The sequence below is a fragment of the Curtobacterium sp. MCLR17_045 genome (genome assembly GCF_003234405.1).
Taxonomy (GTDB): Bacteria; Actinomycetota; Actinomycetes; order Actinomycetales; family Microbacteriaceae; genus Curtobacterium; species Curtobacterium flaccumfaciens.
On record NZ_QKTB01000006.1, the window covers coordinates 112288 to 133817 of the forward strand.

Here is a 21530-nt window from a genome sequence, read left to right on the forward strand (position 1 = left end):
GGACGCCCGGACGGCTTCCTTTGGCGCGCGCGGTCCGCTCAGTCAGTCCGCGGCGACGAAGTTGCGCAGGATCTCGCGGTCGTCGTCGGCGCGCATCGCCCAGGCGAGCTCGCTGCGGTGGTCGCTGGACTCGAGCGGCAGGAGCGCCACCGTGTCGGGTGCGGCGAGCGCGGCGCTCTCCGGCACCACCGTGACACCGAGGCCCACCCCGACCAGGTGCAGCACGGTCGCCCAGGTCGTGGCCTCCTGCACGATGACCGGGCGGCGGCCACCGGCGGTGACCGGTGCGAGGTTGCGCTCGGTCGCCAGAGCCCCCGCGACCGCCGGGAAGAACACGAACGGCTCGTCGACCAGTTCGGTGCCGCGGATGCGATCCCGATCCGCCAACCGGTGCCCGCGCGGGACGGCGGCGACGAAGGCCTCGGACCGGAACGGCAGCAGCCGCACGGCGGGGTCCGGGTCGGCATCGCGGACGACGGCGAGGTCGAGCTCGCCGCGGACGATCCGGGCGAGCAGGGTCGACGAGTACCCCTCGGTCAGTTCGACCCGGACCAGGGGGTAGCGCTCCCGGAACGCCTGCACGCGTTCGATCGGGCCGAGAGGCAGCGCGGAGACGACGAACCCGACGTCGAGCCGACCGACTTCGCCGCGCCCGACCCGCACCGTCTCGTCGATGTCCCGTCGCACCTGCCCGAGCAGCGACCGCGCACGGCCCTGCAGCACCCGGCCGGCGGCGGTCAGGGCCACACTGCGGCTGGTCCGGACGAACAGGTCGACGCCGAGCGCGCGTTCGGTCCGCCGGATCTGCTGGGACAGTGCGGGTTGCGCGATCCGCAGCTGCTCGGCCGCGCGGCCGAAGTGCAGCTCGTCGGCGACGGCCAGGAACGCCCGCAGCTGCCGGAGGTCGACGTCCGGTTCTCGATCCATGCACACAGGCTATCGATCAGCGCGAACGAGTATTGGACGTGACTGCATCGTCGATCGAGGATGGATGCATGCCCGAAGCAACCTCCACCGTCACCATCGCCGACCTCGCCACCCCCGTGGACGCCGAGGCGTTCCGCACGCTCAACGAGGCCTGGATCACCCGGTACTTCACCCTCGAGGACGAGGACCGTGTGTTCCTCTCCGATCCCGTCGGCCGCGTCGTGGAGCGGGGCGGGGCCGTCCTGGTCGCCCGGCTCGACGACCAGGTCATCGGGTGCATCGGGGTCGTGCCCACCACCCCCGGCGTGTTCGAGCTCGTGAAGATGGCCGTCTCCCCCGACCACCAGGGGCACGGCACCGGGCGGAAGCTCATCACCGCGGCGCTCGACCGGGCGCGCGAACTCGGCGCCCGCCGCATCGACCTGGAGAGCAACGCACAACTGGCCAGCGCCGTGCACCTGTACGAGGCGTTCGGGTTCCGGCACCTGCGCGCGGACGAGATCGCCCCGAGCCCGTACGTCCGGGCCGACGTGCACATGACCCTCGACCTGCACTGACGTTCCACCTGCACCGCGTTCGACCTGCACTGACGGCGCCCCGGTCCCGGTACGCTCGCGGCATGGCGACGTACGAGGTGCAGGCGGTCCGCGAGGCCGGCGCGTGGCAGGTCTTCATCGACGGCTTCATGGTGACCGAGGTGTCCCGGTGGCCGTCCGTCGGGTTCGTGGCCCGCGAGCTCCTCGCGATGGACCGTGACGACGACCTGCGCATCCGCGTCGTCGGCCGCAACCAGTACGTGGCCTGACCGCAGCGGAGCGCGATGACCAGGTCGGTCAGCGAGCCGCGGCGACCAGCTGTTGTGCTCGCTGGTGCGAGACGTGGAGCAGTGGTCCGATCTCACGCACCGTGAGCCCGGACTCGTGCAGGACCAACGCCGCGGCGGCCGTCTCCTTCGCTGCCTCGATGCGTGCGCGCTCGGACTCCTCGCGGAGCGCCACCGCGCGGTCCAGGTGCGCCTGCGCCGCTTCGGGCATCGCCACCTCGACGACGAATTCGAAGGACTCCGGATCGCGGTCGTCGTTCATCAGCGAGAGCCAGTCGCGGGCCATCAGCTCGATCTCTCGTTCGCGCTTCGCCTGCGTCCGGATGACGCCGTCGATCCAGATCACCCAGTACTTCTTGCCGCGCTCCGCGCGCACCGTGTGTCGGCTCATCGTCGCCCATCTCCTCGTCGGTCGCAGTCACGGAGGATGCCGCGAGCCGTCATCTCCTCCACCTCTCGGTGTCTCGGAACGACGACCGTGTTCCGACCGAAGCGGAACAGGTCGTGGCTCCCGCCGTGGCGGTGGAACACGAACTCGACGGCGTTCTCGTCAGCCTTCCGAGCGAGCCGGCGGAGCAACTCCGTGCGCTTCACCGTAGCTGGCCAACCGTGACGAGGCAATCTTGCCTATCTCGATTGGACACTGTCGGATCGGATCTCTGCATGCACCGACCGTGGCGCTCCGCGGAGCACGATCCAGGACACCCAACCTGATCTGTGGACAGATTTCAGCAACGGCGAGTTGTGGAGGACGAGCCTCCCGGCACGCGCCGGTCAGGAGCAGGTCAGGCGACGTGCCAGACCAGCCCCTCCTGCGCGCTCGACGGGTACGCCGAAGCGATCCGGAACACGGCCTCGCGCAGGGTCTCCGGTGAGCACGCCAGGTTGAGCCGGACGAACCCGCGCCCCTCAGACCCGAACCCCAGCCCGGAGTTGAGCGCGACGAACGCGTTCTCGCGCAGCGGCACCGCCGGGTCGTCGCCGAGGCCGATGCCCCGAAAGTCGAGCCACGCCAGGTACCCGGCGCGCGGCCGCGTGTAGACGACCCCGGGCAGGTGCTCGGCGAGCAGCTTGGCGAGCAGTCGGTCGTTCGCCACGATGCGCGCCACGACGTCGTCGAGCCAGTCCGTCGCCAGGGTGAACGCCGCCAGGTTCGCGTGCAGCCCGAGGATGCTCGTGCGGCAGGCGACCTCCTCCCACAGGGTGTCGAGGAGCGCGGCGGTCCGGGGATCGCCGGCGACGATGACCGAGCACTTCACACCGGCGAGGTTCCAGCCCTTGCTCGCCGAGGTCACGCACACGCTCCGGGCACCGAGCGGCTCGGCGACGGCGGCGAACGGGGTGAACTGCACGCCGGGGTGGGTCAGGGGTGCGTGGATCTCGTCGCTGATGACGAGGACGTCGTACTTCGCAGCGAGTTCGGCGATCGCGACGAGGTCGGCCCGGTCGTGCACGAGCCCGACGGGGTTGTGCGGGTTGCAGAGCAGGAAGACGCCGACCCCGCCGGCGAACGCCCGCTCGAGGCCCTCCAGGTCGAGCCGGTACTGCCCCCACTGCTCGAGCAGCGGGACCTCCTCGACCTGACATCGGGCCTCTTCGACGAGCTCGAAGAACGGCGGGTACACCGGCGGCGTGATCGCGACCCGGCCGCCGTCGGGCAGCGCGAGCCGGAGCGACTCGACGATCCCGACACTGACGTCGGTGGCCAGGTGGATCCGCGACGGATCGATCTGCCAGCCCCAGCGGTCCAGCGCGAACTGCGCGAACGCGGGAGCGAGCGGACCGGGGCCGTCGAGGTACCCGAGGTCGGACTGCGAGACCCGTTCGATCAGGGCCTGCCGGATCGCCGGCGCGACGTCGTGGTCCATCTCGGCGACGAACAGGGGCAGCACGTCGGGCGCGTACCGCGTCCACTTGATGCTCGTCCGGACCCCGCGGAGCGTGCCGACCGGGTCCTGCTCGTCGCTCGCCATGCGTCCCAGCATGCCCCTGCCTGGAGGCCCGGCGCGACTCCCGACGTCATCCCACGTCGTCTTCGGCTGGGCTCGCGGCCGGGGGCCGCCCCGTCGGCCTACTGTCGGCAGCATGAGCACGAGCACCGCCGACAAGGCCGTCACCCTGAAGCAGCTGCACGAAACCCCCGAGATCCTGCGCGTCGTGAACGTGTGGGACGCGATCACCGCCAAGGTCGTCAGCGACCTGCCCGGCACGAAGGCGATCGCCACCGCCGGGCACTCGATCGCCGCGTCGTACGGGTACGAGGACGGCGGCATGCCCCTCGACCTCGCCCTGTCCGGGGCGGCGATCGTCGCCGCCGCCACGGACCTGCCGGTCACCGCCGACCTGGACGACGGCTACGAGGACCCCGCCGAGACGATCCGCCGCGCCATCGGCTCCGGCATCGTGGGTGCCAACGTCGAGGACCGGCTGCGTCCCTTCGACGAGGCGGTCGCCCGCGTCGCCGCGATCACCGCAGCGGCACAGGCCGAGGGCGTCGACTTCCAGCTGAACGCCCGCACCGACGCGATCGTGCGCGGCGGCGAGCGCCCGGTCGACGAGAGCATCGAGGACGCGATCGCCCGCGGCAAGGCGTTCCTGGACAACGGCGCCGCCCTGGTCTTCGTGCCCGGCGCGGTCGAGCGTTCGGTGGTCGAGCGACTCGTCGCCGGTCTGGGCCGCGGCAAGCTCTCGGTCATCGGCCTGCCCGGCGCCCTGCCCGCCGCCGAGTACGAGGCGCTCGGCGTCGCCCGCATCTCCTACGGTCCGCTCACGCAGCGGGTCGCGCTGCGCGCGCTCCGCGACCTGGCGACCGACCTGTACGCCGACGGCGTCGTGCCGGAGGACACCCCGACCCTGAACTGACGGAGCAGACGGACGGGAGGCCCGTGGCGGTGTCGCCACGGGCCTCCCGTCCGTCCTGTGGTCACGTCACGCGACCCGCTCAGCTCAGCCGAGCGCCGGGTACAGCGCGGGCGTGGTGCGCGCGTGCGTCTCCTGCTCGAAGGCGTAGCCGAGGCCGATGACCGTGCTCTCGTCGAAGGAGCGGCCGAGGAACTCCAGGTTCACGCCGGCACCGGTGATCGTGTTGTCGGCAGCGGTCGCCTGGCCCATCGGGACGGTGATCGCCGGCATGCCGGTGTTCGGGCTGAGGCGCATGTTCGTCGACTGCGTGCCGTACGGCGTGCCCGACGGGTAGACGAGCGCGTCGAGGTCCTGGTCATCGAGCATCTGCGTCACGAGCTGCTTGCCGGTGGCGAGCTGCGTCGTGTGCGACCCCGTCGGTCCGGCCCACGCCTGGTACTGCGTGTCGGTGATCAGGTCGCGCGACTGGTAGGTGCTCTTGCGGCTCGGCACGTACTCACCCGAGGCCAGGATGCCCTGCAGGGAACGCGCGGTGACGTCGGGGTCGAGGTGCTTCGCGACGTACTCGTCCAGGTCGTGCTTGAACTCGTTCGTGCTGCCGCTGCCCTCGGACAGGACCCGGTTGAAGGCCGTCGTCGCGGTGATCGGGACGACGGTGGCACCGGCGGCCTCGAGCTTCGCGACGGAGGCGTCGAACAGGCGCTTCGTCGTGGCGTTCGTGCCGACCATGCTCGTCACGTAGCCGATGCGGGCACCCTGCAGTGAGTCGGCGTCGAGCGACGACGTGTACGACGTCGGCACCTTGCCGGCCTGCGCACTCGTCGCCGGGTCCGCCGCGTCCACGCCGGTGACGGCGTCGAGCGCGACCGCCGCGTCGGTGACCGAGCGCGTGATCGGGCCGCCGGTGTCCTGCGACAGGGCGAGCGGGATGATCCCGTCACGGCTGGTCAGTCCGACCGTGGGCCGGATGCCGACGAGCTGGTTGTACGTCGACGGCACGCGGATCGAGCCGCCGGTGTCGGTGCCGAAGCCGATCCCCGCGAGGTTCGCGGAGATCGCCGCACCGGTGCCGCCGCTCGAGCCACCGGCCGTCTGCGCCGTGTTGTACGGGCTGGCGACCAGGAGCGACGAGCCGGCGGGCTGGTTCGACGAGAACTCGGAGACGAAGCCGAAGGCGAACTCGTCGAGGCTGGCCTTCGCCAGGATCACGGCGCCGGCGTCGCGCAGGCCGGTGACCATCGCGGCGTCGGTGTCGGTCTGGTTGTCGTCCCAGCAGCCGCAGCCACCGGTGGTCGGCATGTCCTTCGTGTCGTAGTTGTCCTTCACCGCGATCGGCACGCCGAGCAGCATGCTCGTCATCCCGTGCTCGGCGCGCTCGGCGTCCGCGGTCTTCGCGGCGGCCAGGGCGTCGGCGTTGGTGGTGACGATCGAGTTGAGCGGGCGCCCGGTCGACGCGGTGTCGACCTTCGCGCGGTCGTACGCGGCGATGCGGTCGAGGTAGTCCTCGGTGATCGCGACCGACGTGGTGACCCCGGCGTTCATCGCGGCCTGCATGTCGATGGTCGACGCCTCGACGAGCTGGAACGGGCCGTCGTCGTAGATCATCCGCTGGGACAACCCGGCCAGGTCCGCGACGGTGATGGTGCCGTCGGCGTCGGTGTCCGCGGCGCTGACCGTCGCCCAGTCGGTGCTCGCGGTCGTCGCACCGAGGTGGTCGGTGAGCACGGCGAGGTCGGCCTTCGTCACCTGGTCATCGCCGGTCAGGTCGAGGTCCGTGTAGTACGGCGCGAGCATGGCGGCCGGGCTGGCGTCGACGGCTGCGGGTGCTGCGGCGGCCGTGATCGCGGGGGTCGCGGCGAGGACGGTGCCGACGAGGGCGATGAGCGATGCGCCGGCGACGGTGGTGCGCTTCTTGCTGGAGGCCCGCTTCGTGGCGGCCTGCTTCGTGGCGGCCTGCTTCGTGGCGGTCATGCGGAGGCTCCGGTGCGGTCGCGGCGGGCACGACGGGCCCGCAGGGTGATCAGGGTGCCGCCGGCTGCGAGCAGGGCGATGGACGCGGCGATCCACGGCGCGACGTCGGCACCGGTCCAGGCGAGGTCGCCGCCGGTCGGACGGTCGTCCCCGCCGGCTGCCGCCACGGCGGTGGCGCCGCTGGTCGGGTCGGTGCCCGGGGCGGTCGGATCACCGGGGACAGTGGGTGCATCCGTGCCGCCACCGGCACCGGGCTGCGTGGTCGCGCCCGGGGTCGGCGTGGCCGTCGGCGCGGTGGTCGCGGCCGCGGCGACCACGACGGTGGTGCTCGCCGGGTCGTCGAGGGTCGTCGACGTGCCGTCGGAGCCGACGAGGGTGATGCCCGTGACGTCGAAGTCGACGCTGCCGACCGCGGTCGGGGTCAGCGAGATCTAGGTGGCCAGGTCGCCGTCGAGTGCCGGCGAGGTGCCGAGGCGGGTGTGCACGATCGTCAGGGCGTCGCCGTCCTGCTCGACAGTGTCGAAGCCGCCGTCCGGGCCGGTGACGCTGTCGTCCCGGTACTCCACCGAGTCGGCCTCGAGCGTGATCTCGTAGGCGTAGACGTCGGCGGTGTCCGGGATCGTCAGGTCGACGTCGAACGCCGTGCCGACAGCCACGGTGTCCGGGGCGTCGATGGTGGCGGTGGTCGCGGTGGGCGCTGCCTGGGCCGGAGCGGCCGTCAGGACGGCGAGGCCGAACGCCCCGGCGGCGACGAGCGTCGAGGAGACGATCGTCGCGCGTGGGCGCAGCCGTGGTCGGTGCTGCATGGGCGCAGTTCCTTCGGGTGGGGTGGAGGGGTGCTGAGCGGGTACTCAGTGAAGCGAAAGCTAACGGGGCGCTGTTTCCGGTTCTGGCCCGGCACGTTTCCGCCCCGTTACGGCTCGTTCCTGCCGCTACTGTCGTGCCATGTCGCTCGACGTCGAAGCCCTGCTCACCCCGCCCTCCCCCGTCGCTGCGCGCGCACTGGACGTCGTGCGGGCGTGGTCGGAACCGGCCCTCGTCAACCACTGCCTGCGCTCGTGGGCCTGGGCCGTCCTGCTCGCCCCGACGGTCGACCTCGAACCGGACCCCGAGCTGCTCTTCGTCGCGACGATGCTCCACGACCTCGGCGTGACCCCGTCGTTCGACGCCCACCGGGTGCCCTTCGAGGACGCCGGCGGCGCGGTCGGTTCGGTCTTCGCGCTCGGTGCCGGGTGGGACGCCGTGCGAGCCCGTCGGGTCGGCGAGATCATCGAGCGGCACATGTGGCGGTCCGTCGACCCGGGGCTCGACGCCGAGGGGCACCTGCTCGAGGTGGCGACCTCGCTCGACGTCTCCGGCGTGGGCTTCGACAGGTGGTCGTCGGACGACCTACGGGACGTCACGGCCGCGCTGCCCCGTCTGGACTTCTCGGCGACGTTCGACGGGCTGATCCACGAGCAGGCTGACCGCAAGCCGTCTTCGGCCGCAGCCCGCCTCGACGGGTCGGGCAACGTGGCCGCCGGCGGAGACCGCTGGACGGCGTTCCTGGCGTCCTGACGCTCGGTCCGGTCGCTCGCTGGACTTCTCGGCGGGGTGGGCGTATAGTCTCAGGTTGGTGCACTGCAGCGAACCCATCTGACTCGCGCACACCAACCTCTCGACACCGACTCACCCGAGTCGCATTCCACTCGAGACACCGCTTGATCCGAACGGACGAGCTGCACGTTGAAACTCGACGTGCGCGCCCCGCACTCGATGCGTCGCGCTGGACTGAGACGTCCGCCGACACCGAGTCGCCCTGGCGCCGAATGACCAGGAAGTACAGCACCATGACCAGCAACGAACGAATCACCGTGTTCGGGACCGCACTCGCGGCCCCGACGATCACCCCCGACCGCATCGCCGAGTTCCCGGTGCGCGACGACCGCTCGCAGCGCGAGTACCTCGTCCGCATCGCAGCCGACGACCTGGGGACCTTCGTCACCCGGGGCACCCGGCTCGACGCCGTCGGCGAGGCCGGCTGGACCGTCCCCGGCCGCTCCTGGGCGGGCGAGGCCAGCCGCACCCTGCTGCAGGCACAGTCCGTGCAGGCGGGCGAGATGGCCCTCGCGGCCTAGGTCCCACCAGCACCACCACGAAGCGCCGCCGAGTCCGCTCGGCGGCGCTTCGTCGTTCCCGGGGCAGCCCCGGTGCGACGCGGCGGTCGTCGCACCGTTCACGGAACCTCGCACCGTTCGTGGCATCGACTCAGTTCAGGCGCTCGAAGACCATCGTGGCCTGCACCCGGTCTCCGCCGCCGAAGCCCGTGCTCCCCGAGGAAGCCGTCGTGATCGTGTGCAGCCGGTACCCGAGCGCAGCCTGCGCGTTGATCGCCTTCTCGAGCTCGGTGAGGTTGCCCGAACCGGTCCCGAAGAACTTCTCCTTGAGCACCACCTGCAGCACGACGTAGCTCATGCCGTTCTGTGCCGGACGCGGCTGACCACCCGAAGCGGCTTCCGCCTGGATCCGGCCGATCACTCCACCGACACCCGACGCCGCGGGCGCCTGCTGCTGCACCTGCTCCGTCCACGCGGAACCGTCCCACCACCGCATGGTGCCGGAGCCGTCGTCGTACCACCCTGCCTGTGCATTCGTCATGCGCTCATCCTGGCGCACGACGAACCACGCCGGCAGGTCAGTTGTTGAAGCGGAACTCCACCACGTCGCCGTCCTGCATGACGTAGTCCTTGCCCTCGATGCGGGCCTTGCCGGCAGCGCGGGCCTCGGCGATCGAGCCGGTCTCGACCAGGTCGTCGAACGAGATGACCTCGGCCTTGATGAAGCCCTTCTCGAAGTCGGTGTGGATGACGCCGGCAGCCTGGGGAGCCTTCCACCCCTTGCCGATCGTCCACGCACGGGCTTCCTTCGGACCGGCCGTCAGGTAGGTCTGCAGCCCGAGGGTGTCGAACCCGATGCGGGCGAGCTGGTCGAGGCCCGACTCGGTCTGCCCGGTCGACTCGAGCAGTTCGGCGGCGTCCGCCGGGTCGAGGTCGATGAGCTCCGACTCGACCTGAGCGTCGAGGAACACGGCCTGCGCCGGGGCGACGAGCGCAGCCAGTTCGGCCTTGCGGGACTCGTCGGTCAGGATCGCCTCGTCGACGTTGAAGACGAAGATGAAGGGCTTGGCGCTGAGCAGGCCGAGCTCGGCGATCGGCGAGAGGTCGATCTTGGTGGCGGACAGCAGCGTGCCCTGCTCGAGCGCGGCACGGGCCTCGCGAGCGGTCTCGAGCACGACCGGCTCGGCCTGCTTGAGCTTGAGCATCTTCTCGTACCGCGGGAGCGCCTTGTCGATGGTCTCCATGTCGGCGAGGATCAGCTCGGTGTTGATGACCTCGAGGTCGTCCTTCGGGGAGACCTTGTTCGCGACGTGCACGACGTCGTCGTCGGTGAAGCCGCGGACGACCTGCGCGATGGCGTCGGCTTCGCGGATGTTGGCGAGGAACTTGTTGCCCAGACCTTCACCCTCGCTCGCGCCCTTGACGATGCCCGCGATGTCGACGAACGACACCGGCGCCGGCACGGTCTTCTCCGAGTGGAAGAGCTCGGCGAGCTGGTCGAGCCGCGAGTCGGGCAGGTTCACCACCCCGACGTTCGGCTCGATCGTCGCGAACGGGTAGTTCGCGGCGAGGACCTGGTTCTTGGTCAGGGCGTTGAACAGGGTCGACTTGCCGACGTTCGGGAGACCGACGATTCCGATGGTGAGAGCCACGGAAGAAGAGCCTACCGGCGGCGGCCTGTCGGAGCCGACCCGGGCCTCCAGTCCGTCCGTCAGATCAGCGGACGCGACCCGCCCATCGGAGGCCGCAGGGCCGTGATCCGGCGTTCGACGACGTCGAAGACGTCGGCCTGCAGCCGCTGCGATCGCCGCCAGTCCCCCGGCACCTGCAGCGAGTGGTCGGCATGGTCGACGGCCTGGAGGCGCGCAGCAGTCCCCGGGACCCGCTCGGGCCGCCACATGGTGTCGTCTCCACCCCCGATCGCGTCGTGCACGTCAGTGGCAGCGGCGAGCGCTGCCGCGACGTCGTCGTGGGTGAGGACCGGCGTCAGCCAGACCCCGGGCACCTCGTGGCGGATCGCCCACGGCAGGGCGAAGCAGCCGAACGACTTCGCGACGACGATGTCCGGTAGCCGGTCCCCCAGGGCGGCGGCGACAGCGGTCTCGACGAACCCGACCGGATCGGCACCGGCGGCGTCGTCCACGTGCCAGCGAGGCGCGACGACCTCGCACCCGGCCGCGGCGGCGATCTCGCTCGTCCACCAGAGCAGCGGCGCCTGCTGCCCGTAGCCGGACCCGGCGAGCACCAGGACGAGCGGACGGCGGTCGGTCTCGTTCCCCATGCGCCGACAGTAGCCACACGCAACGCCGACGGGAACGGAGGGCGATGTCGGCACCCCGTGCGACGATCGGGACCGTGCCGTTGAACTTCACCGCGATCGACTTCGAGACCGCCAACAGCTCGCCCGCCAGCGCCTGCTCCGTCGGGCTCGTGAAGGTCCGAGCCGGTCGGGTCGTCGATCGGGCGTCGTGGTTCATCCGCCCGCCGTTCGGGCACGACGCGTTCCTGGAGTGGAACACGCGGATCCACGGCATCGTCGCCGAGGACGTCACGCACGCCAAGACGTGGGAGCAGCAGTACCCCGACCTGGTGGCCTTCGCCGAGGGTGACGTCCTGGTGGCGCACAACGCCCGCTTCGACATGGGCGTCATCGCCGGTGGCTGCTCCGCGACGGGCATCGACCTGGCCGAGCACCACTCGCTGTGCTCCCTGGCGGTCGCCCGCAAGACCTACACGCTCGACTCGTACCGCCTGCCGGTCGCCGCGATGGCCGCCGGGTTCGAGGGCTTCCAGCACCACGACGCCGCCGCCGACGCCGAGGCCTGCGCCGCGATCGTCGTCCACGCAGCCGGGCACCACGGGGTCGAGACGGTGGAGGCGCTCGGCGCGGTGACCCGGGTGACGATCGCCCCGGTCCGCGCGCGTGCCGAGAAGCCGAAGGCAGCGAACCAGCCGCGGCTGTCGAACCGGCCGATGGTGTTCGCCGACTGAGGGTCTGCGCTGACTGACGGTCTGCGCTGGCTGACGGTGTTTGCAGACTGACGCAACGCCCGCTGCGCGCGGCCGGGGTGCCACATCCCCGGTGGTATTGTCACGACAATGCCGTCGGCACCGACGCCGGCATCTCCGCACGTGTGAAGGACCGCGATGACCAACGAAGGCCAGCTGCCGTCCGACCTGTTCATGGACCTGGACCGGTCGGGTCCCATGCCCCTCTACTTCCAGGTCGCCTCGCGCATCGAGGAGTCGATCCGCTCCGGCGCGATGCCCCCAGGGGCCCGGCTCGAGAACGAGATCGCCCTCGGTGAGCGTCTCGGTCTGTCGCGGCCGACGATCCGTCGCGCGATCCAGGACCTCGTCGACAAGGGTCTGCTGGTGCGCCGCCGCGGCATCGGGACCCAGGTCGTACACGGGCCGGTGACCCGCAAGGTCGAGCTGACGAGCCTGTACGACGACCTGGCGCAGGGTGCGCAGGCTCCGGCGACGAAGCTCCTGCAGCGCAACGACGTCCCCGCGTCCGACGAGGTCGCCGCGGCGCTCAGCATCGAGCCCGGCACGACCGTCGCGCACATCCGGCGGGTGCGGTTCGCCGAGGACGTCCCGATGGCGATCCTCGAGAACTACCTGCCGCCGGAGTTCCTCGACCTGACCGACGAGGACCTGCAGGCGTACGGGCTGTACCAGCTGCTGCGCGGCCGAGGTGTCACGATGCGGGTGGCCAAGCAGCGGATCGGGGCCCGGGCGGTCACCGACGAAGAGGCCGGCCTGCTCGAGATCGAGGACGGCGACCCGGTGCTCACGATGAGCCGCACCGCGTACGACGCCTCGGGCCGTGCGGTCGAGTACGGCGTGCACTGCTACCGCCCCGACCGGTACTCGTTCGAGGTCACGCTCGTCGACAAGTAGGTCGCTCGGCGAGTGGTCACGACACGCTGTCGGTGATGCGTCGAGTGGTCACGAACTGTCGCCCGGACGCCCGGCAACCGACAGTTCGTGACCACTCGGCGGAACTGAGCGGGGTGTCGTGACCACCCCGCACCCGCACGGCTTCAGCCGAGCGCGGGCACTCCGAGCTCACCCGTGACGTACTGGGCACGCCCGAAGCCGAACGACCAGTCCTGCGGCCCGTTCTCGACGTAGCCGATGAAGACGTCCTCGGACGCGACACCGACCGCAGCGAGGGCGTCGTGGATTGCCCGGTACAGCGCCGCCTTCGCTTCGTCGGTCCGCCCGCGCTGCGTGAACACCTGGATGACGATGACGCCCTCGGTGCGCTCGAACCCCAGGCCGGCGTCCTCGGCGATGATCTGCTGCGCCGGGTGCTCGGTGATCACCTGGAACCGGTCCCGCACCGGGATCCCGTACACGTCGACGATGGCCTGGTGGATGGCGTCGGCGATGCCACGGACGGCTTCCGGCGTGCGGCCGGTGGCGAGGTCGATACGGACGAGCGGCATGGTGCCTCCTGGTTGCTCGGACTTTGTCCTTACATACTATCAAGCAGACGCCCCCACGCGTCTAGAACCTCGGCGTCGGTGCCCCGTACGTCAGCGGCCCGTCGACACGGGCGACGTCGTGCCACGCGCCGTCGACCAGCGAGGCCTCCGCCGCCTCGACGATCGACGCCGCGGCCAGCCCGTCGGCGACCGAGGGTGCGAGCTGCTCCCCGCGCTGCACGCTCGCGATGAACTGCGCCGCCTCGATCGTCTTCAGGTCGTCGTAGCCCATCGCGGTCCCGGCGCCGGGCTGGAAGCGACCGAAGTCACCGTCCCCGGGAGCGACGTAGTGCGTCGCGTACCCGTCGACCTCTTGCCCGTCCAGGTACACCTCGAGCTCGTTGAGGCGTTGGAAGTCCCACCGGACCGAACCGCGGGTGCCGTAGATCTCGAGCGTGTACTCGGCGTGCGGCCCACGCATGACCCGACTCGAGTCCATCGTGCCGACCGCACCGTCCTCGAACCGGAACAGCAGCGCGGCGTAGTCCTCGTTCTCGACGGCACCGAGCTCGCCGGTCGCCGCGGCGCTGCGGTCGACGATGCCGGCACCCGGGCGGGGACGCGACTCGATGAACGTCTCGGCGAGCGCACTGACCGAGGCGATCCGGCCGACCACGTACTGCGCCAGGTCGAGCCCGTGCGACAACAGGTCGCCGAGCACACCCGATCCGGCACGCTCACGCTCGAAGCGCCAGGTCAGCGGTGCAGCAGGGTCGGACGAGTAGTCGGCGAGCAACGATCCGCGCACGTTCGTGATGCGTCCGAGCCGCCCGCTGCGGACGAGTTCGCGGGCGCGCTCGATCGCCGGGGCGTGCCGGTAGTTGAAGCCGACGCTCGTGATGACGCCGGCCCGCTGCACCGCCTGGTGGATGGAGCGCGAGTCGCTGGCGTACCGGCCCATCGGCTTCTCGATCCAGAACGGCTTGCCCGCCTCGGCCGCGGCGACGGCCATCTCGCGGTGCAGGAAGTTCGGCGAACAGATCGACACGACGTCGACCGCCGGGTCGGCGAGGACCTCGTGGTAGTCGGCGACGGCCCGCTCGTACCCGAGCCGGGTCACCGCCTGGTCGCGTGCCGCCTCGATCGGGTCGGCCGCGACGACGAGCCGCGGCTGGACGCCGAGCTCCGGGAAGTGGTCCGGCAACGCTCGGTAGGCACGCGAGTGCAACCGCCCCATCCAGCCGACCGAGATCAGCCCGACGCCGATGCTGTCCATGGAGAACTCCTTCGTTCAGGTGACGCGCATTGGAGCGCGACAACGAGCGTAGCCGATGCGGCGGACTTTGTCAGCACATGACGCAACCGCCTGGAGGCCCGGTGCCGGTCTCAGGGGCCGGCACCGGGCCTCCAGGCTGGTGCGTCAGCGCGCGGGGCGCGACCCGTGGTTGCGACCGCGGATCGCGCCGCGCATCAGACCGCGACTCGGATCGCGTCTCAGATCGCGGGGACGATGATGTCGCGGACCAGGGCGTCGAGCTTCGCGTCGGCGTCCAGGAACTGCCGGAGCGTCGTCACGGTCGCACCGAAGCGGTCGAACTCGTCGATCGTCATGCCGTCCACGTCGTAACCGCGGGCGAACTCCGGCGTCGCGGCCCGGAGCGCCTCGATGACGTGTACGGGGACCTCGTCGTCGATGGCGTGCGGACGGAACGGGAACGCGTTGTCGTTGATGTCCTTCGTCCACTGGAACGGCGGCGACACCACCAGGTCCCCGCCCTGGAACTCCGACCACTGCAGTGCGTTGCGGAACGCGGCGACCAGCACGCGCGAGCGGAAGCCACGCTCCTGGAAGACGCGGTAGGCGTTCTTCACCGCGGCGACACCGGCCCATTCGAGGATGCCCGGGTCCACCATCACGTGGTCGCGCTTGACGACGGTCTTCAGCCAGTCGTCGAAGCGGCCGGCCATCAGGGTGACGACGTGGCCGAACTCCTGCTCGGGCAGGCCCTCGGCAGCACGGCGGTCGAGTGCCCGCTCGATGGCCTCGCCCACGGCGACGACCTGCGGCACGGTGAAGGACACCGTGGCGTTGATCGAGACCCCGTGGTAGGCGGCTTCCTCGATCGCGGCGATGCCGACCTTGGTGGCGGGGATCTTCACGATGATGTTCGGCGCGAGCTGCGAGAACCGGACGGCCTGCTCGACGAGCGCGTCGGCATCGCGGTGGAACCGGGGGTCGGTCTGCATGGACAGTCGACCGTTCCGGCCGCCGGACGCCTCGAACGCGGGCAGCAGCTGCGCCGCGGCGGCGATGGAGAGCTCCTCGACGGCCTTCCAGCCGATCCAGGACTCCCCCGCCGTCGGGTGCTCCTCGGCGATCTCGCGGATGCGCGGGACCCAGGTCTCCGGGTCCTGCTGGATGCAGGTGTACGCGATCACCGGGTTGCAGGTCGCACCGACGGCACCGTACTCGTGGATGGCGGTCGACAGTTCGCGCGGGTCGGCGGAGTCGTTCCACAGGGCGGTCGGGGTCTGCTCCGCGGCCTGCAGGGTGACGGGACGGGAGTCGGCGTCGGTGGACGCCTGCGTCTCGAGGGTGGTGGTCATCGGTGGAGTCCCTTCGTGATCGTGTCGAGCTGGAACCGCGACACCGCGTCGGCGTTCTCGTCCTCGGCGAAGACGCTCGAGACCGCGACGGTGTCCTCGCGCGCCGAGAAACCGACCCGGTCGAGTGCCGCCCAGAAGGCGTCGAAGTCGACGTCCGCCTGGCCGACCGGCAGGTGCTGGTGCACCCGGACCGGGTTGCCGGGCGGGTTCGTGATGTAGCGCAGGCCGTGCGAGCGACGGTGGTCGTACGCGTCGGCGACGTGGACCAGCTGCAGCGACTCACCGGCGGCGTCGATGATCTCGTCCATGTTGCCGCCGTAGTGGAACGTGTGGCAGGCGACGTACACGAAGCCGACGTGCTTCGAGTTCAGGCCGCGGATCACCCGGAGCGCCTCGAGCCCGTCCTCGACGAAGTCGTCGGGGTGGGGATCGATGAGCACACGGATGCCGGCGTCCTCGATGATCGGCAGCAGTTCCTCCATCGACCGGTAGAACTGGTCCTCGGACTCCTCGGCACGCTCGGGGCGGCCGGAGAACTCCGTGTTGACGGTGTCCACGCCGAGGCGCTTCGTGATCTCGATGACCCGCTTCCACTTCCGCACCGCAGCCTGTCGGGCGTCCTCGTCCGGACCCGACCAACGCAGCACCGGCAGCACGCTCGCCACCTGGACCCCGGCGTCACGGCAGGCCGCGGCGAACGCGTCGACCAGGTCGTCGTCGGCCTTGGGGTGCCGGTAGAAGGGGATGAAGTCCTTGTGCGGGGTGAGCTGCAGGTACTCGTAGCCGAGCTCCGCGACCTTGCGCGGGAACTCGAGCAGCGACAGGTCGTGGTGGAACGGGGTCGGGTCGAGCGCGATCTTCGGCATCGATCAGGCCCCGGCGAGCGCGGCGGTCGCGTCGCTCGTCGCGTCGCTCGTCTCGTCGTAGAACGCCGGCTTCGTGACCGCGTACTCGACCACTTCGTGCGCGCCGGACTGCTGGGCCCGGACGGCGACCTCGGCGACGACGGAGGCGGTGTAGCCGTCCCAGGCACTCGGCCCGTCGATACCGCCGGTCCGGGCCGCGTCGACCCAGCGCTGGACCTCTTCGTCGTAGGCGGCGGCGAACCGCTCCTTGAACGAGGGCGTGACACCCTGCGAGGTCGCCCCGGCTGCGGCGAGCGAGAGCGAGGTGTCGCGGCCGATGTAGGCGACGCCGGACTCGAACACGGCGTCGGTGGTGACCTGGTAGCCGAACTGGGCGTTGACGTTGATCTCGACGATCGCCATCGTGCCGGACTCGGTGGTGAACAGGACGAACTGCGGCTCGGGCAGGTCGGCCGGCGCGAGGGAGTTCTTGCGCGGCTTCTTCACCTCGACGCTCGTGATCGCTTCACCGGTGAGGAACGGGATGATGTCGATCTCGTGGATCACCGAGTCGTGGATGAGCATCGACTCGCTGAAGTTCGGCGGCGTCGTCGGGTTGCGGTGCGCGTGGTGCAGGGCGAGCAGGGCGCCGTTCGCCCCCGACTCGCGCAGGGCCTTGAGCTCCTGGTACCCGGCGTCGAACCGGCGCATGAAGCCGACCTGGATGACGGGCCGGGCGGCGTGCTGCTGCTCGAGCTCGACGATGCGAAGCGAGTCCTCGGCGCTGGTCGTCAGCGGCTTCTCGCACAGGACGGTGAGTCCGCGCTCGAGCGCGGTCACCAGGATCGGCTCGTGCAGGAAACCGGGCGTCGCGATGATGACGGCGTCGATCTCGGTCTGCTCGAGCGCCTCGTCGAAGGACGCAGCGGTGATCGCGCCGGGCGCCAGGGCGGCTGCCGCAGCGGCACGGGCCTGGTTGGGCTCGACGACGGCGACGACGTCGGCGTTCGAGATCTTGGCGGTGATGCGGCGGACGTGGTCGGCGCCCATCATGCCGGCGCCGACGACGGCGACGCGGAGGTTCTGCGTGGTGGTCATGGTGGTGTTCTCCTGGGGGTTGTTGACGCTGCGTGGACGGCGCGTCAGGAGGCGCGGGCGGCCGAGGTCGAGCCGAAGATGTGCTGGAAGGTGCGCTCGGCGATCGGGCCGGGGGCGTCGACGGCGCAGCCGTACATGTCCTGCTCGACGATGCCGAAGATGTCCGGGTTGATCGCGGCGACGGCCTCGATGATCGGGGCGAGCTCCGGGGTGCCGTGCGGCGGCTCGGTCATGATGCCCTGCGACACGGCGGTGGCGAACGGCACGTCGTTCTTGAGCACGTCGAACAGCAGGTCGGTGTCGACCTGCTTGAGGTGCAGGTAGCCGATGCGCTCCGGGTGGGCGGCGATGAGCTTGAGGTTGTCGCCGCCGTAGTAGGCGAAGTGGCCGGTGTCGAGGCAGAGGTTGGTGTACTCGGGGTTCGTGACCTCGAGGAACCGCACGGTCTCCTTGTAGGTGCCGACGTGGCTGTCCGCGTGGGTGTGGAACTGCTGGTGGACGCCGTACTCCTCGAGCAGCGCCTTGCCGAGCTGGTCGTGGCCCTTGCCGAGCCGCTCCCACTGCTCGTCGGTGAGCGTGCGCGCCTCGAGCACCTCTTCGGTGGCGTCCGAGCGCCACAGGTCGGGGATCGTCACCAGGTGCTCGGCGCCGAGCTTCGCTGCCAGACCGGCGACCGCGACGGCCTGGTCCCACGCGCGCTGGAACTGGTCCTCGCCCTTGTGGAACCCGGTGAAGACCGTGCCCGCCGACAGCTTGAGCCCGCGGGACTCGAGCTCGTCGGACAGCTGCGACGGGTCGGTCGGCAGGTACCCGTACGGCCCGAGCTCGATCCACTCGTAGCCGGCGGCGGACGCCTCGTCGAGGAAGCGCTGCCACGGCACCTGCTTCGGGTCGTCCGGGAACCAGACGCCCCACGAGTCCGGGGCGGTGCCGATGCGGATCGAGGCGGGCGCCGCGTCGGTGGCGGGGCTGCCGATGGGGGTGGCGGTGTCGGTCATGACGTCGCTGTCGCTTTCTGTCTCGTGAACGGTTCAGCCGAGCAGCGGACGCTGCGTGGCGACCTGCTGCTCGTACTCGGCGCGGGCGGCCTGGGTGCTGGGGAGGGTGGAGGTCTGCGCGACCGGCACGTCCCACCAGCCGTCGCCCTCGGGGGCGTAGACGAGCGGGTCGGAGTTGATGTGCACCAGGGTCGTGTGGTCGTTCGCCTTCGCCTGACGCAGTGCGGCCTTCAGGTCTTCGATGCTGTCCGGGCCGGGCTGCACCTCGATGACGTCGACGCCGTAGGAGCGGGCGTTGGCGGCGAGGTCGACGGGCAGGGGCTCGCCGTTCTCGAACGACTCGGTCTCGTCGAGGTAGCGGTACTTCGTGCCGAAGCGCTCGGAGCCGACGGTCTCGGACAGGTGCCCGATCGACGCGTACCCGTGGTTCTGGATGAGCACGACGATGATCTTGATGCCCTCGGCCACGGCGGTGACGAGCTCGGTGTGCAGCATCAGGTAGCTGCCGTCACCGACCATCACGATCGCGTCGCGGTCCGGAGCCCCGCGTCGCACCCCGATGCCACCGGCGATCTCGTAGCCCATGCACGAGAACGCGTACTCGACGTGGTACCCGAGCTCGTCCCGCACCCGCCAGAGCTTGTGCAGGTCGCCGGGCAGCGAGCCCGCCGCCTGGATCACGACGTCGCGCGGGTCGGAGACCGACTGCACGGCGCCGATGATCTCGGGCTGGCCGGGCAGGTCCGCGCCGGACGGCGCGAACGCGCCGTCGACGGCAGCGTCCCACGCCGCCTTCAGCGAGGCGATCTCGGACGCGTAGCCGGGCTCGACGACGTACGCCGTGTCCGACGTGAGCGACTCGGTCAGGGCGACCAGGGCCTCCCGGGCGTCCGCGATCAGCGGCAGCTGCGAACCGTGCTTGTAGGCGTCGAACGCGGCCACGTTGACGTTGACGAACGTGACGTCGGGGTTCTGGAACGCCGTCCGCGACGCCGTGGTGAAGTCGCTGTAGCGGGTGCCGATCCCGATGACGACGTCGGCCTGGGCGGCGATCGCGTTGGCGGCCGCGGTGCCGGTCGCGCCGATGCCGCCGAGGTACTGCGGGTGGTCCCAAACCAGGGATCCGCCGCCGGCCTGCGACGTGCCGACCGGGATGCCGGTGGCCTCGACGAAGGCGCGGAGCTCGTCGGCGGCGTCGGAGTACAGCACCCCGCCGCCGGCCACGATGACCGGACGCCGGCCGGCACGGATCGCGGCCACGGCACGCTCGAGCGGGCCGCGCTCGGGCAACGGGCGGCGGATGTGCCACTCGCGCGGCTGCAGGAACGCGACGGGCACGTCGAACTCCTCGGCCTGGACGTCCTCGGGCAGGGCGATCGTCACCGCACCGGTCTCGGCCGGGTCGGTCAGCACCCGCATCGCGGCGAGGGCGATCGAGAACAGCTGCTCCGGACGCTCCACCCGGTCGAAGTAGCGCGAGAGCGGACGGAAGGCGTCGGTGACCTGCAACGACGTGTCGTGCGGCAGCTCGATCTGCTGGAGCACCGGGTCGGTGGTGCGCGTGGCGAAGGTGTCCGACGGCAGCAGCAGTGCCGGCAGCCGGTTCGTGGTGGCGAGCGCCGCGGCGGTCAGCATGTTGGCGGCACCCGGGCCGACCGACGCGGTGGATGCGTAGGTCGCACGGCGGCGGTGCATGCGGGCGAAGCCGACGGCCTCGTGCACCATCGCCTGCTCGTTGCGGGCCTGGTGGTACGGCAGCAACCCGGGCTGCTCGACGTGGAGCTGCTTGATGGCCTGACCGACCCCGGCGACGTTGCCGTGCCCGAAGATGCCGAAGATCCCCGGGATGGTGCGTTCGCGGACGTCGCCGTCGACGGTCCACTGGTTGGCCAGGAACTCGACGAGTGCCTGGCCGACCGTCATCTTCCGCGTGGTGGTGGTCACGCCTGCTTCCTTTCGTAGGGCAGTCGTGGATCGATCGATTCCGATGCCCACGCCTGCCGGACCCACCCGTGGGACGGGTCGTCGGTGATGTTCCAGACGCGCTCCGGGTCGGGCCCGGCCATCACGTTCAGGTAGTACATGTCGTAACCCGGAGCGGCGACTGCCGGACCGTGCCAGCCGTACGGCACCAGGGCGACGTCGCCGGTCCGGACCTGCCGGAACTCGTCGATGGCACGGTCGTCCGAGGCGTACGTGCGGTGCAGGGCGAACGGGTCGGCGGCCTCGGGCGCGATCGACTCGAGCCCACGGGACACCGCCGCCTCGTAGTAGTAGATCTCCTCGAGGTTCGACTCCGACCCGGGCACGTTCGTGTCGTGCTTGTGGGGCGGGTACGACGACCAGTTGCCGGCCGGCGTGATCACTTCGCACACGATGAACTTGACGGCGTCCAGCGCGGCTGGGGTGCCGAAGTTGTGCACCTGGCGGCTCGACTGCCCGGCGCCGCGGAGTTCCACGGGCACGTCCGGCCGGGCCACGTAGGTGGTCGGTTTGACGGTGTCGGTGGGCGCCTCGGCGACGGCGAACCGGCCGCTGCCGGTGATGGTGGCCGCGGAGCCCGAGCCCAGGTACAGGACGTCGGTGGGGCCGTCGAAGACGCTCCCCCGACCCTGCAGGGTCTGCTCCCCGTCGCCGGCAGCGCCCGAGTGGGTCACGTGGAACGCCCCGGCGAGCGGCACGACGATGCGCTCCACGGCGTCGGCCGGGAGGCGCAGCTCGCCCCCGTCGGTCAGCGCGCCGGTCCGGAGCCCGGTGTGCGCCCACCCCTCGATGCGACCGTCGACCACGTCGGTCCAGCCTGCCTCGGGCCGGGAGCCCGCCGGGATGAACCACTGGTCGTGCTGGTGCTGTTCGTTCGCCATGCT

The 21530-nt window shown here is 70.8% G+C and carries 26 protein-coding genes; 8 read left to right on the forward strand and 18 right to left on the reverse strand.

Annotated features, from left to right (window positions below; all coding sequences use genetic code 11):
* Window positions 1–42: 42 nt before the first annotated feature.
* Window positions 43–927 (reverse strand): LysR substrate-binding domain-containing protein, encoded by an 885-nt coding sequence (locus DEJ05_RS06470; protein WP_111029565.1) that lies wholly within the window; start codon window positions 925–927, stop codon window positions 43–45.
* 68 nt (window positions 928–995) lie between these two features.
* Between DEJ05_RS06470 and DEJ05_RS06475 the strand changes: the two genes are divergently transcribed.
* Window positions 996–1484 carry a GNAT family N-acetyltransferase gene (locus tag DEJ05_RS06475; protein ID WP_111029566.1) on the forward strand — a complete coding sequence of 163 codons (489 nt, stop codon included), beginning with the start codon at window positions 996–998 and terminating at the stop codon, window positions 1482–1484.
* Between the two features lie 62 nt (window positions 1485–1546).
* Entirely contained in the window at window positions 1547–1732 is a 186-nt protein-coding gene (locus tag DEJ05_RS06480; protein WP_017887087.1) for a hypothetical protein, read from the forward strand.
* 28 nt (window positions 1733–1760) lie between these two features.
* Here DEJ05_RS06480 and DEJ05_RS06485 read toward each other — a convergent pair whose 3' ends face one another.
* The 3 genes from DEJ05_RS06485 to DEJ05_RS06495 form a co-directional block, all read right to left on the reverse strand.
* Complete coding sequence (locus tag DEJ05_RS06485; RefSeq protein ID WP_111029567.1) at window positions 1761–2141, reverse strand: hypothetical protein; 381 nt, start codon at window positions 2139–2141, stop codon at window positions 1761–1763.
* Window positions 2138–2344, reverse strand: a complete 207-nt coding sequence (locus DEJ05_RS06490; protein ID WP_220034786.1) for a type II toxin-antitoxin system HicA family toxin — start codon at window positions 2342–2344, stop codon at window positions 2138–2140. Before DEJ05_RS06490 ends, DEJ05_RS06485 begins: the two co-directional genes overlap by 4 nt.
* 191 nt (window positions 2345–2535) lie before the next feature.
* Window positions 2536–3723 (reverse strand): MalY/PatB family protein, encoded by a 1188-nt coding sequence (locus DEJ05_RS06495; protein ID WP_258376100.1) that lies wholly within the window; start codon window positions 3721–3723, stop codon window positions 2536–2538.
* Window positions 3724–3835: 112 nt separating this feature from the next.
* On the opposite strand from DEJ05_RS06495, the gene DEJ05_RS06500 reads away from it, so the two are divergent.
* Window positions 3836–4612, forward strand: coding sequence for an isocitrate lyase/phosphoenolpyruvate mutase family protein (locus DEJ05_RS06500; protein WP_111110033.1), 777 nt, complete (start codon window positions 3836–3838; stop codon window positions 4610–4612).
* Between the two features lie 84 nt (window positions 4613–4696).
* Here DEJ05_RS06500 and DEJ05_RS06505 read toward each other — a convergent pair whose 3' ends face one another.
* Complete coding sequence (locus tag DEJ05_RS06505; protein WP_111110034.1) at window positions 4697–6583, reverse strand: amidase family protein; 1887 nt, start codon at window positions 6581–6583, stop codon at window positions 4697–4699.
* On the reverse strand, window positions 6580–6750 hold the full coding sequence (locus DEJ05_RS18010; protein ID WP_181440674.1) for a hypothetical protein: 171 nt from the start codon (window positions 6748–6750) through the stop codon (window positions 6580–6582). The genes DEJ05_RS06505 and DEJ05_RS18010 overlap by 4 nt, the downstream gene beginning before the upstream one ends.
* A 67-nt stretch (window positions 6751–6817) precedes the next feature.
* Between DEJ05_RS18010 and DEJ05_RS17815 the strand changes: the two genes are divergently transcribed.
* Window positions 6818–7018 carry a hypothetical protein gene (locus tag DEJ05_RS17815; protein ID WP_146245030.1) on the forward strand — a complete coding sequence of 67 codons (201 nt, stop codon included), beginning with the start codon at window positions 6818–6820 and terminating at the stop codon, window positions 7016–7018.
* Here DEJ05_RS17815 and DEJ05_RS06515 read toward each other — a convergent pair.
* Complete coding sequence (locus DEJ05_RS06515) at window positions 7015–7389, reverse strand: hypothetical protein (RefSeq protein ID WP_111110036.1); 375 nt, start codon at window positions 7387–7389, stop codon at window positions 7015–7017. The genes DEJ05_RS17815 and DEJ05_RS06515 overlap by 4 nt on opposite strands.
* Window positions 7390–7528: 139 nt before the next feature.
* On the opposite strand from DEJ05_RS06515, the gene DEJ05_RS06520 reads away from it, so the two are divergent.
* Together DEJ05_RS06520 and DEJ05_RS06525 are read left to right on the forward strand one after the other, a co-directional pair.
* Window positions 7529–8140: an HD domain-containing protein gene (locus DEJ05_RS06520; RefSeq protein ID WP_111110037.1), complete on the forward strand. Its 612-nt coding sequence runs from the start codon at window positions 7529–7531 to the stop codon at window positions 8138–8140.
* Between the two features lie 272 nt (window positions 8141–8412).
* A complete protein-coding gene (locus DEJ05_RS06525; RefSeq protein ID WP_017887091.1) occupies window positions 8413–8700 on the forward strand; it encodes a hypothetical protein in 288 nt (95 codons plus the stop codon).
* A 130-nt stretch (window positions 8701–8830) separates the two neighbouring features.
* Here DEJ05_RS06525 and DEJ05_RS06530 read toward each other — a convergent pair whose 3' ends face one another.
* Genes DEJ05_RS06530 through DEJ05_RS06540 form a run of 3 tightly spaced genes read right to left on the reverse strand, consistent with a single transcriptional unit; the run spans window position 8831 to window position 10960 of the window.
* Window positions 8831–9220, reverse strand: coding sequence for a DUF2510 domain-containing protein (locus DEJ05_RS06530; RefSeq protein WP_083404368.1), 390 nt, complete (start codon window positions 9218–9220; stop codon window positions 8831–8833).
* 37 nt (window positions 9221–9257) lie between these two features.
* Complete coding sequence (gene ychF, locus DEJ05_RS06535) at window positions 9258–10331, reverse strand: redox-regulated ATPase YchF (protein ID WP_111088238.1); 1074 nt, start codon at window positions 10329–10331, stop codon at window positions 9258–9260.
* A 59-nt stretch (window positions 10332–10390) separates the two neighbouring features.
* On the reverse strand, window positions 10391–10960 hold the full coding sequence (locus DEJ05_RS06540) for a hypothetical protein (RefSeq protein ID WP_111110038.1): 570 nt from the start codon (window positions 10958–10960) through the stop codon (window positions 10391–10393).
* A 74-nt stretch (window positions 10961–11034) separates the two neighbouring features.
* Here DEJ05_RS06540 and DEJ05_RS06545 point away from each other — a divergent pair, with 74 nt between their 5' ends.
* Both DEJ05_RS06545 and DEJ05_RS06550 read left to right on the forward strand, forming a co-directional pair.
* A complete protein-coding gene (locus tag DEJ05_RS06545) occupies window positions 11035–11670 on the forward strand; it encodes an exonuclease domain-containing protein (RefSeq protein WP_051596555.1) in 636 nt (211 codons plus the stop codon).
* Window positions 11671–11826: 156 nt separating this feature from the next.
* Window positions 11827–12585: a GntR family transcriptional regulator gene (locus DEJ05_RS06550; RefSeq protein WP_071405736.1), complete on the forward strand. Its 759-nt coding sequence runs from the start codon at window positions 11827–11829 to the stop codon at window positions 12583–12585.
* A gap of 143 nt (window positions 12586–12728) precedes the next feature.
* Here DEJ05_RS06550 and DEJ05_RS06555 read toward each other — a convergent pair whose 3' ends face one another.
* The 8 genes from DEJ05_RS06555 to iolB all read right to left on the reverse strand — a co-directional run bounded on the left by DEJ05_RS06555 (window position 12729) and on the right by iolB (window position 21527).
* Window positions 12729–13136 carry a tautomerase family protein gene (locus DEJ05_RS06555; protein WP_111038829.1) on the reverse strand — a complete coding sequence of 136 codons (408 nt, stop codon included), beginning with the start codon at window positions 13134–13136 and terminating at the stop codon, window positions 12729–12731.
* 61 nt (window positions 13137–13197) lie between these two features.
* Window positions 13198–14391 (reverse strand): Gfo/Idh/MocA family protein, encoded by a 1194-nt coding sequence (locus DEJ05_RS06560; RefSeq protein WP_111029576.1) that lies wholly within the window; start codon window positions 14389–14391, stop codon window positions 13198–13200.
* A gap of 218 nt (window positions 14392–14609) precedes the next feature.
* A complete protein-coding gene (locus DEJ05_RS06565; RefSeq protein WP_111110039.1) occupies window positions 14610–15722 on the reverse strand; it encodes a transaldolase family protein in 1113 nt (370 codons plus the stop codon).
* Window positions 15719–16588 (reverse strand): sugar phosphate isomerase/epimerase family protein, encoded by an 870-nt coding sequence (locus DEJ05_RS06570; protein WP_111110040.1) that lies wholly within the window; start codon window positions 16586–16588, stop codon window positions 15719–15721. The genes DEJ05_RS06565 and DEJ05_RS06570 overlap by 4 nt, the downstream gene beginning before the upstream one ends.
* A 3-nt stretch (window positions 16589–16591) precedes the next feature.
* Window positions 16592–17665, reverse strand: coding sequence for a Gfo/Idh/MocA family protein (locus tag DEJ05_RS06575; protein WP_111110041.1), 1074 nt, complete (start codon window positions 17663–17665; stop codon window positions 16592–16594).
* A gap of 44 nt (window positions 17666–17709) precedes the next feature.
* Window positions 17710–18663, reverse strand: coding sequence for a sugar phosphate isomerase/epimerase (locus DEJ05_RS06580; RefSeq protein ID WP_111110042.1), 954 nt, complete (start codon window positions 18661–18663; stop codon window positions 17710–17712).
* A 33-nt stretch (window positions 18664–18696) separates the two neighbouring features.
* Window positions 18697–20586: a 3D-(3,5/4)-trihydroxycyclohexane-1,2-dione acylhydrolase (decyclizing) gene (gene iolD, locus DEJ05_RS06585; RefSeq protein ID WP_110864498.1), complete on the reverse strand. Its 1890-nt coding sequence runs from the start codon at window positions 20584–20586 to the stop codon at window positions 18697–18699.
* 17 nt (window positions 20587–20603) lie between these two features.
* Window positions 20604–21527, reverse strand: coding sequence for a 5-deoxy-glucuronate isomerase (gene iolB, locus DEJ05_RS06590; protein ID WP_111110043.1), 924 nt, complete (start codon window positions 21525–21527; stop codon window positions 20604–20606).
* Window positions 21528–21530 lie beyond the last annotated feature (3 nt).

Excerpts from the sequence above, each read along its gene's own strand:
- DEJ05_RS06470 (WP_111029565.1), bottom strand. The coding sequence starts at position 927 with ATGGATCGAGAACCGGACGTCGACCTCCGGCAGCTGCGGGCGTTCCTG.
- DEJ05_RS06475 (WP_111029566.1), top strand. The coding sequence starts at position 996 with ATGCCCGAAGCAACCTCCACCGTCACCATCGCCGACCTCGCCACCCCC.
- DEJ05_RS06480 (WP_017887087.1), top strand. The coding sequence starts at position 1,547 with ATGGCGACGTACGAGGTGCAGGCGGTCCGCGAGGCCGGCGCGTGGCAG.
- DEJ05_RS06485 (WP_111029567.1), bottom strand. The coding sequence starts at position 2,141 with ATGAGCCGACACACGGTGCGCGCGGAGCGCGGCAAGAAGTACTGGGTG.
- DEJ05_RS06495 (WP_258376100.1), bottom strand. The coding sequence starts at position 3,723 with ATGGCGAGCGACGAGCAGGACCCGGTCGGCACGCTCCGCGGGGTCCGG.
- DEJ05_RS06500 (WP_111110033.1), top strand. The coding sequence starts at position 3,836 with ATGAGCACGAGCACCGCCGACAAGGCCGTCACCCTGAAGCAGCTGCAC.
- DEJ05_RS06505 (WP_111110034.1), bottom strand. The coding sequence starts at position 6,583 with ATGACCGCCACGAAGCAGGCCGCCACGAAGCAGGCCGCCACGAAGCGG.
- DEJ05_RS06515 (WP_111110036.1), bottom strand. The coding sequence starts at position 7,389 with ATGCAGCACCGACCACGGCTGCGCCCACGCGCGACGATCGTCTCCTCG.
- DEJ05_RS06520 (WP_111110037.1), top strand. The coding sequence starts at position 7,529 with ATGTCGCTCGACGTCGAAGCCCTGCTCACCCCGCCCTCCCCCGTCGCT.
- DEJ05_RS06525 (WP_017887091.1), top strand. The coding sequence starts at position 8,413 with ATGACCAGCAACGAACGAATCACCGTGTTCGGGACCGCACTCGCGGCC.
- DEJ05_RS06530 (WP_083404368.1), bottom strand. The coding sequence starts at position 9,220 with ATGACGAATGCACAGGCAGGGTGGTACGACGACGGCTCCGGCACCATG.
- DEJ05_RS06540 (WP_111110038.1), bottom strand. The coding sequence starts at position 10,960 with ATGGGGAACGAGACCGACCGCCGTCCGCTCGTCCTGGTGCTCGCCGGG.
- DEJ05_RS06550 (WP_071405736.1), top strand. The coding sequence starts at position 11,827 with ATGACCAACGAAGGCCAGCTGCCGTCCGACCTGTTCATGGACCTGGAC.
- DEJ05_RS06555 (WP_111038829.1), bottom strand. The coding sequence starts at position 13,136 with ATGCCGCTCGTCCGTATCGACCTCGCCACCGGCCGCACGCCGGAAGCC.
- DEJ05_RS06560 (WP_111029576.1), bottom strand. The coding sequence starts at position 14,391 with ATGGACAGCATCGGCGTCGGGCTGATCTCGGTCGGCTGGATGGGGCGG.
- DEJ05_RS06565 (WP_111110039.1), bottom strand. The coding sequence starts at position 15,722 with ATGACCACCACCCTCGAGACGCAGGCGTCCACCGACGCCGACTCCCGT.
- DEJ05_RS06570 (WP_111110040.1), bottom strand. The coding sequence starts at position 16,588 with ATGCCGAAGATCGCGCTCGACCCGACCCCGTTCCACCACGACCTGTCG.
- DEJ05_RS06575 (WP_111110041.1), bottom strand. The coding sequence starts at position 17,665 with ATGACCACCACGCAGAACCTCCGCGTCGCCGTCGTCGGCGCCGGCATG.
- DEJ05_RS06580 (WP_111110042.1), bottom strand. The coding sequence starts at position 18,663 with ATGACCGACACCGCCACCCCCATCGGCAGCCCCGCCACCGACGCGGCG.
- iolD (WP_110864498.1), bottom strand. The coding sequence starts at position 20,586 with ATGACGGTCGGCCAGGCACTCGTCGAGTTCCTGGCCAACCAGTGGACC.
- iolB (WP_111110043.1), bottom strand. The coding sequence starts at position 21,527 with ATGGCGAACGAACAGCACCAGCACGACCAGTGGTTCATCCCGGCGGGC.